The organism is Streptomyces hainanensis, from assembly GCF_004348415.1.
GTDB lineage: Bacteria > Actinomycetota > Actinomycetes > Streptomycetales > Streptomycetaceae > Streptomyces > Streptomyces hainanensis.
Genome location: NZ_SMKI01000370.1, coordinates 1 through 8,043, shown reverse-complemented (window position 1 = coordinate 8,043; position 8,043 = coordinate 1). Strand labels below are relative to the sequence as shown.

Below are 8,043 nucleotides of genomic sequence, written 5' to 3'. Positions count from 1 at the left end.
CGCACGCCCGACGCCTTCGTCACCACCCGCTGACCAGGGACGTCCTGCCGGTCCGGCATAACCCGGCGTCAGCAGTCGGCGGGCTTCGGTTTCGGGGAGGCGGAAGCCGCGTCCGTGGGGGGACGGGCCGCGGTGGGGTCGTCGGCGCGGAGGGCGGTGAAGAGGCGGTCGCTCTCGGGGCGGTCCCAGATGACCGTCGCGCCGAGGCCGTCGACCTCGCGGCCCTGTTCGGCGACCGGAACCGAGGCGAACGTGACGTTCGACGTGTCGAAGTCCCGCATCAGGTTGGCCAGTTGCAGCATCTCCTCGGCTCCGAAGCCCGGGTCGGCGGCGACCGAGTCGAGGAGGGCCTCGACCGTGCGGCCGAGCCTGGTGGGGTTGAGGAGCACGCCGTCGTCGATCACCCGGTCGAAGAAGGCGGCCAGGAAGTCCTGCTGCCGGGCCATCCGGTCCACGTCGGAGCCGCCGTCGACGTGCCGGGCCCGGACGTAGGAGAGGGCGCCGGCGCCGTCCAGAACGGTGCGGCCGGCGGGGATGTCGAGCCCGGCGTTCTCGTCCCGCAACGGCTCGGTCGTGCACACCGCGACGCCGCCGACCTCGTCGACCGCGCCCGCGAAGCCCCCGAAGCCGACCTCCAGGTAGTGGTCGACGCGCAGCCCGGTCAGTGCCTCCACGGTCCGCACCATCAGCGGCGGGCCGCCGTGCGAGAGCGCGGCGTTGAGCTTGTCGGCGTGGGCGTCGTGGTGCCCGTCGGCGAGGACCAGGTCGTGCCCCGGCAGCTTGGCGTAGCTGTCGCGCGGCAGGCTCACCACCGTCATCCGGTCGCGGGACTCGGAGAGATGGAGCAGCATCACGGCGTCCGCGCAGTAACAGCCGACGTCGCCCACGTGGTAGCGGCCGCGCTCCGCGTCGGTCAGGCCCTCGCGGGAGTCGGTGCCGATCAGCAGGATGTTGAGGCCGCGACCGGCCTCGGGGCGGGCGTCGAGGCCGTCGAACGGGTCGACGCGGCGCACGCCCTTGGCGGCCGAGTCGACCATGGCGTGGCCGACGCCGCTGGTCAGCAGGGTCAGGGCGGCGAGCCCGCCGGCGATCCGCAGGCTCCAGCGGCGAGCAAGTCCTCGGCGATGGGCAAGGTCTCGGCGACGGCCGCGGCGTGACGTCGTGGTGCTGGTGGTGGACATCCGGGCACCTCCCGCGGCCACCGTATGTCCATACGATCTTCGTTCCGGGGCCGGCGCGCTCCGGGGTCCCCCGTTCGCGGTAACGTGAGCCGGTGACCAGCATTCCGACCCCCGCCGTGTCCGTCATCATGCCGGTGCTCAACGAGGAGCGGCATCTGCGCAGCTCGGTACGGCACATTCTCGAGCAGGAGTACCCGGGCGAGATCGAGGTCGTGATCGCCCTCGGCCCATCGACCGACCGCACCGACGAGATCGCCGCCGAACTGGTCGCGGCCGACGCCCGGGTGCGCACGGTCCCCAACCCGACCGGCCGGACGCCGGCCGGGCTCAACGCGGCGATCGAGGCGTCCTCGCACCCGGTGGTGGTGCGGGTGGACGGCCACGGGATGCTCTCGCCCGGCTACATCGCGACGGCGGTGCGGCTGCTCCACGAGACGGGCGCCGCCAACGTCGGCGGCATCATGCACGCGGAGGGCGAGAACGACTGGGAGCGCGCGGTGGCCGCCGCGATGACGTCGAGGATCGGCGTGGGGAACGCCGCCTTCCACACCGGCGGCGCGGCCGGCGAGGCGGAGACCGTCTACCTGGGCGTGTTCCGGCGCGAGGTGCTGGAGCGGCAGGGCGGCTACAACGTGGAGTTCATCCGGGCCCAGGACTGGGAGCTCAACTTCCGCATCCGGCAGGCCGGCGGTCTGGTCTGGTTCTCGCCCGAGCTGCTGGTGTCCTACCGGCCGCGGCCCTCGGTGGCGGCGCTGGCCAAGCAGTACCGCAACTACGGCCGTTGGCGGCATGTGGTGGCCCGCTACCACGCCGGCTCCATCAACCCGCGCTATCTGGCGCCGCCGGTGGCGCTGGTGGCGATCGCCGCCGGCCTGGTGGTGGGTGTGGTGCTGACGCCGTGGGGCCTGCTGGTCCCCGGCGGTTACCTGGCGGCGATCACGCTGGGCTCGGTGCCGGCCGGCAGGGGGCTCGGCCTCGGCGCGCGGCTCCGGATCCCGCTGGCGCTCGCCACCATGCACCTCTCCTGGGGCTGGGGGTTCCTGACCAGCCCCAGGAAGCTGGCCCGGCAGGTCATCGCCTCCCGCCGGGAGCCCGTCGCCGCGGAGCAGCCCTGACCGTGGTCCCGGCGGCCCTCGCGGCTACCAGGTGTAGTCGGGGTTGACCGACATGCAGTCCTTGTCGTCGCCGAAGAGGATGGCCTCGTCGTCGACGGCCTGCTCCTCCCCGCCCGTGCCCGTCTCGCCGCCGGTCTCCTCCTCGGTCGGCTCCGGGTAGTCGGCGCCCTCGCGCCAGTCGTTGCCGACGACCAGGGTGATCCCCGCGGCGCTCGGCGATATCCGGACCGCGGAGTGCGGCAGGCCCATGGCCTCCGCCACCGCCTCGGCGTTGGCCTGCTCCGCCCCCGTCGGGTAGAGCACCACGGAGTCGGCCTGCGACTCCGAGCCGAGGTCGGTCGACGCGCCCGTGTACCCGCGGGCCAGGAGCTCCTCGGTGATGTCGCTGGCCCGGCCGTCCACCGGCGCCTCGCCGGTGGTCAGGTCGCCGGTGCCGTTGCGCACCAGGACGGTGATGTCCGCCGGCGGATCGGCGGTGGCCTCGGGCGTCTCGGGCTCGCCGGCGTCCCCGGTCTCCGCGGAGTCCGACGCCTCGTCCTCGGCGGGGGCCGCGTCCTGGTCGTCCAACGGGATGTCGTCCCTGACCAGCGCGAACAGCGCCTCCGACTCGGCCGGGTCGGGCACCACCGTGACCTCCGGGTTCTCCGGGTCGGGCAGCCACGGCATCGTGATGCTGTTGATCCGGTCGCCCGGCACCGAGCGCAGGTTCTCGCCGAGGCCGTAGAGGTCCTGCACGCTGGCGAGGTCGTTGTCGACGGTCAGCGCGTTGGTGGCGGCCTCGGCCAGGGCCATCAGCTCGCCCGGGTTGGTCAGCGAGGTGCTGCCCTGGAGCTCGTCGGCCATGTTGCTCAGGTACATCTGCTGGCCCCTGGTGCGGCCGACGTCGCCGCCGTCGCCGAACGCGTGCCGGGTGCGCAGCCACTGGAGCGCCTGCTCGCCCTCGACGACGTTGTCGCCCGCCGGCAGCCGCAGGTGCGACTCCGGGTCGGCCACGTTGGCGTCCACGCAGACCGGGACGCCGCCGACCGCGTCGGCCATGCTGACCACGCCCTCGAAGTCCAGCATCATGAAGTGGTCGATCGGGATGCCGGTCATCTCCTCCCAGGTCGCGACGGTGCAGCCGGGGCCGCCGTGGCCGAGCGAGGCGTTGATCCGGTCGTAGCTCTCGGGGTAGACCTCGCCCGTCTCCGGGTCGGTGCACTCCGGGATGGTGATCATGGTGTCGCGGGGCACGCTGATCAGCGTGATGTTGCTGCGGTCGGCGGAGGCGTGCATCAGCAGCTGGACGTCGGCGCGCTCGCCGCCCTCGCTGCCACCGCCCAGTGCCTGGTTGCCGCCCTCCCGGGAGTCGGAGCCGAGCAGCAGGATGTTGAGCGGAACCTGACCGTCCGCGTTGGGCGTGGCGCGGTCGAGGCGGCTGTTGCCCAGGTTGAGGTCGTCCGACTCGATGTTGCCGTTGAGATGCTCGATGTAGAAGTAGACGGCGCCGGCCGCGGCCAGCACCAGGAACGCGAGCGAGCCGGACGTCCACAGCAGGACGCGCCGCCAGCGCGGCTTGGGCTTCTTCCGGCCGCGACGCGCCTCGGCGCGCCCGCCTCCGGAGGCCGGCGCGTCGCCGGCGGTCTGCTTCGCCTCGGCCGGTTCGGTCGGCTCGGTCGCGCGCGGCAGCGGAACCGTGCCGTCGCCGAGGTCCCGGTCGGCGGAACCTCCGCCCCCCTCGCCTTCCCCGCGTATACCGCTCCTCCGCACGGGACCCCCCACTTCCACTTCCACTGTGATCGGCTCGGCCCGGCCTGGCGGAGGTCACACCGCCTGGGCCGGGCGCGGCCAGGTTAGACAGGCACAGTCAACTCGCGCAGACGCTCTCGTCGTCCGCGGTGATGCTGTCGACGTCGTCCGGCAGCTCCGCCGGAATCTCGATGGGCTGGCCCGGGCCGCGGAAGTCGTTCCCCAGGACCAGCACCATGGGCGTGTCGCCCCGGTCCTCGTCGACCTGCTGGAGCGCCGCGTTCGGGAGGCCCATGACCTCGGCGAGCGTGGCGGCCTGGCCAGCCTGGTCGGCACCGTACTCCAGGGTCGTCGTCTCCTGCGACTCGGGGGCGTTGCTCTTGTTGGTGCTCAGCGGCATGCCCTGGACGTTCTGCAGCCAGTCCAGGGTCTGTTGGGCCGCGCCGATCACGTCGCCGCCGTTGTAGACGTCGACCCTGACCTCGGCGGCCGGCACGGGCTCGGCCGCCGCCTCCTCGGCCGCGGCCTCCTCCTCGGCGGCCTGGTTCGGGTCGATGTCCTCCTGGATCATCCGGAAGATCGGCGCGGCGCGCCCCTCGTCCAGGACGACGGTGGCACGGGCGTCCTCCGGCTCGTCCGGGTTGTCGACCACCGGCACGGTCACGAAGTTCATGTCGGACATCGGGACCCGGCCGACGTCCTCGGCGAGCAGCCGCAGGTCGTTGACGTTGGAGATCTCGTCGTCGACGGTGAGCGCCCTGGTGGCGGCGTCGGCGAGCTCCAGCAGCCGGGTCGGGCTGGAGAGGATGCCGCCGTCGGTGATCTGCCGGGCCATCGAGGCCACGAACTGCTGCTGGAGCTTGATGCGGTCCAGGTCGCCGCCGTTGCCCACGCCGTAGCGGGTGCGGACGAAGGACAGCGCCTCCTCGCCCTCCACGGTGTGGTCGCCGGCCGCCAGGTCGAGCCCGGACTTCGGGTCGTCGATGGGCTCCTCGAGGCAGATCGGCACGCCGCCCACCGCCGACGACAGGTCCTTGACCGCGTTGAAGTCCGCCATGATCAGGTGGTTGATGGTGACGCCCGTCATCTCCTGGACGGAGTTGACGACGCAGCTCGGGTCGCGGCCCAGGGCCCCCATCGACTGGTTGAACCGCACGCCCTCCGAGGCGGGGATGGTCTCCGTCGTCCCGTCGTCGTTGGTGACCTCGCACTCGGGGATGTCGGTGATCATGTCGCGGGGGATGCTCAGCCCCGTGGCGTGCTCCCGGTTGGCCGAGAAGTGCATCAGGATCGTGGTGTCGTTGCCCTCGCTGGCGTCGCCGCCGTACGAGTCGTTGCCCTCGCCGGTGCGGCTGTCGGTGCCGATGAAGAGGATGTTGACCGGGTCGCCGTCGCCGTAGTCGGCGGAGACGCCGGCATCTACCCGCGTCAGGTTGCCGTTCAGCCGCTCCCACAGGTACCAGGCGCCGAGCGAGGCGATCAGCACCAGCATCGCGACGGTGCCGCCGAGCCAGGTCAGCACCCTTCTGGTGCGGCTGCGCCTCTTCTTGACGTTCTTGCCCCGGCGTCGGTTGACCTGGGCGCGGCGGTCGCGCTGCCCCGGCACCGGCTTGTCGCCCGCCTTCGGCGGCGCGCTGTCGCCGGGCGAGGACGACGGGGCGCGACGCTGCCGTGGCGGAGTGTTACGCGCCGAGCGCGCGCCCCCCTCGGCCGCCGACCCGGCGTCGCCGGCCGGGCGTTGGCCCCGGCCGCCGGCGCCGCCGGGCCGCCCGGGCTGCCGGGCGCCCGGAAGGCGCAGCTCGTAGTTACCGGTTTCTGGGTTCAGTACCCACTGATCCGCGGGGTCGATATCGCCCGCTCCCCCACGTCCCTGCGCGTCCACGTCTCCGTGCGCCCTCCGTGTGCCTGCTCGAGGATCAGACGGCACACACTAGCCGCCAGGTTCCGCACGGAGCGATCGCGGTGACGCATTCCACCCCCGTCAGCGACGCCAATCCTCCTGCTCCTCCCCCTTTCTGGGGTTTTATCGCCTTGCTCTTTACCCGCACATGGTGTTCGCTGCCGCGTCATCCGGCGTGACGAGGGGCGGACCGCCGTCGTCGGCGGACACCGGCCGGTCTTCGCGCAGCCGCGTGAACAGGGCTTCCGCGTCGGCCTCGACGAGCGCGGTGCGGTCGTCCTGCGCCGTCGGAACGGTGAGGAATCGGAGCGCGTCGCGCGGTACCGAGCGAATTTCGCGTAGCAGGTCATAGAGCTCGCGAAGGGAGTTGAGTTCCGTGTCGGATGTGATGGATGAGGTCAGGGCGTCAAGCACTGGCAAAAGTTTGGCGGGGTTGAGCAGGACCCCGCTGCTGACGAGTTTTCTGGCCAGCGCGTCGAGCGTGCAGGGCTCGATCCCGCCGATGGCGTCGGCGACCCGGCCGACCACGGCGTAGTCGACGATGAGGTGGTGGTCGACCCGGATGCCGGTGAGCCCTTCGATGGTGCGGATCAGGCAGGCCGCGCCGCCGCTGGCGTAGGCGGCGTCGAGGGTGCCGCGCCGGGCGGCGAGCGCGGTGCCCTCGGGGCCCGCGCAGCGCGGCACATCGACGCCGAGCGCGCGCGGCAGCGCGAGGGCGGTGGCGCTGCGCCGGTCGCCGGCCAGGTGGAAGAGGAGCACGGTGTCAGGGCTGCGCTCGCCGGTGCCGATCACCAGGATGTTCTCGGCCTCGCTGCCGGGCGCGCGGGCCGGCCGCTCCGCGCGGTGCCGCTCCAGCTCGTCGGCGGTGGTGACGTCCGTGACGATGTTGCCGTCGAGGCCGCGGAGGTAGCACCAGCCGGCGGTGGCCGAGCCGAGCACCAGCAGGGCCACGGCGGCCGCCACCCAGCGCAGCCGGTTCCGGCGCCTGGGCCGGCCGTGCCGGAGTTCGCCCCACCAGGCCCTGACGCGCCGGGACCAGCGCCGGCCGAGGCCCGGCGGCTCGGGCGGGAGCTCCGGGCCGGGGGCACGGTCGGGCACGCGGTAGGCGGGCTGTCTCGGCACCGTCATGGTGACGATCCTGCGGGCGCCGGCCGGGGCCGGCCACCGTCAGTGCGCGAAGTGGGTGACGCGCTCACTCTCCCGGCGCGCGGCGAGGGCGGCGACGTCGAGGCGGTCGGTGTTCCGGCACAGCACCACGGAGCCGCCGACGGCCAGCGGGGCGTAGAGGCCGGCCGCGAGGCCGTCCCAGGTGTCGTAGTCGGCGAGCGACATCAGCCGGTCGCCGGGGCCGAGGCCGCGTTCCGCGGCGTCGGCGCGAGCGGCCGCGAGCAGTTCGCCGCCGGTGAGGGCGCGGCCGGCCACCACGAGCGCCGGGTCGTCGGGGCCCGGCGGATCGTAGGCGGCGAACGTGTCGGGGTGGCCCGGCACCTCGACGGCGTAGTCGGCGAACCCCTCGGGAGGCTGCGGGAAGCGGCCGCCCAGCGGGCGCAGCGCCAGCGCGATCCGCTCGCCGGAGCAGGCCCTGGCCGCGTCGAGCCGGTCGGGGCCGGCGACCACCACGTCGGCCTCGGCCGGGTCGCCGTCCACCTCGACGACGACGCCGACGGCGGCACAGGCCAGCAGCCAGACGGCGGTCTGCCAGTGGGCGGGCAGCAGCAGCGCGAGCCGTTCGCCGCGGGCGACGGACAGCTGGTCCTGGAGCAGCCCACCGGTCTTGGCCACCCAGTTGGCGAGGGTGGCCGCGGACAGCTCGACCCGCTCCCCGGTGGCGTCGTCGTAGTAGGTCAGCAGCGGCCGGCCCGGGTCGGCGGCGAGCGCGGAACGCAGCAGGTCGGCGGGGGTGCGGTCGGCGATGTTCACGGCGTCAGCGTAGTCCGGCCCCGGCGGGGGCCACGCCGGTGGCGCCCGCCGCGGGCGGCCACGCTCCGCATTCGACCGATAACTCCCTGATTAGACAGATTCAGCCCGGTATGCACAAGATCATTTCATGCGTGCACTGCTTGCCTCCCTGCTCGGAACCGCCTGCTCGGCCGCCCTGCTGACCGCCCCCGCCCTCGCC

The 8,043-nt window shown here is 73.3% G+C and carries 6 protein-coding genes; 1 reads left to right on the top strand and 5 read right to left on the bottom strand.

Going from position 1 to position 8,043, the window contains the following annotated elements:
* Positions 1–68 precede the first annotated feature (68 nt).
* Positions 69–1,181: an LCP family protein gene (locus tag E1283_RS27205; RefSeq protein WP_132820806.1), complete on the bottom strand. Its 1,113-nt coding sequence runs from the start codon at positions 1,179–1,181 to the stop codon at positions 69–71.
* Between the two features lie 101 nt (positions 1,182–1,282).
* Here E1283_RS27205 and E1283_RS27200 point away from each other — a divergent pair, with 101 nt between their 5' ends.
* Entirely contained in the window at positions 1,283–2,296 is a 1,014-nt protein-coding gene (locus tag E1283_RS27200; RefSeq protein ID WP_132820807.1) for a glycosyltransferase family 2 protein, read from the top strand.
* Between the two features lie 24 nt (positions 2,297–2,320).
* Here E1283_RS27200 and E1283_RS27195 read toward each other — a convergent pair whose 3' ends face one another.
* The 4 genes from E1283_RS27195 to E1283_RS27180 all read right to left on the bottom strand — a co-directional run bounded on the left by E1283_RS27195 (position 2,321) and on the right by E1283_RS27180 (position 7,844).
* On the bottom strand, positions 2,321–4,045 hold the full coding sequence (locus tag E1283_RS27195; RefSeq protein WP_132820805.1) for an LCP family protein: 1,725 nt from the start codon (positions 4,043–4,045) through the stop codon (positions 2,321–2,323).
* A 97-nt stretch (positions 4,046–4,142) separates the two neighbouring features.
* A complete protein-coding gene (locus E1283_RS27190; protein WP_341829956.1) occupies positions 4,143–5,630 on the bottom strand; it encodes an LCP family protein in 1,488 nt (495 codons plus the stop codon).
* Positions 5,631–6,062: 432 nt separating this feature from the next.
* On the bottom strand, positions 6,063–7,052 hold the full coding sequence (locus E1283_RS27185) for an LCP family protein (RefSeq protein WP_132820803.1): 990 nt from the start codon (positions 7,050–7,052) through the stop codon (positions 6,063–6,065).
* A gap of 39 nt (positions 7,053–7,091) precedes the next feature.
* On the bottom strand, positions 7,092–7,844 hold the full coding sequence (locus tag E1283_RS27180; RefSeq protein ID WP_132820802.1) for a TIGR03089 family protein: 753 nt from the start codon (positions 7,842–7,844) through the stop codon (positions 7,092–7,094).
* Between the last annotated feature and the right edge of the window lie 199 nt (positions 7,845–8,043).

Bases quoted from the DNA above. Each gene is read 5' to 3' on its own strand.
- E1283_RS27185 (WP_132820803.1), bottom strand. From the start codon at position 7,052: ATGACGGTGCCGAGACAGCCCGCCTACCGCGTGCCCGACCGTGCCCCC.
- E1283_RS27205 (WP_132820806.1), bottom strand. From the start codon at position 1,181: ATGTCCACCACCAGCACCACGACGTCACGCCGCGGCCGTCGCCGAGAC.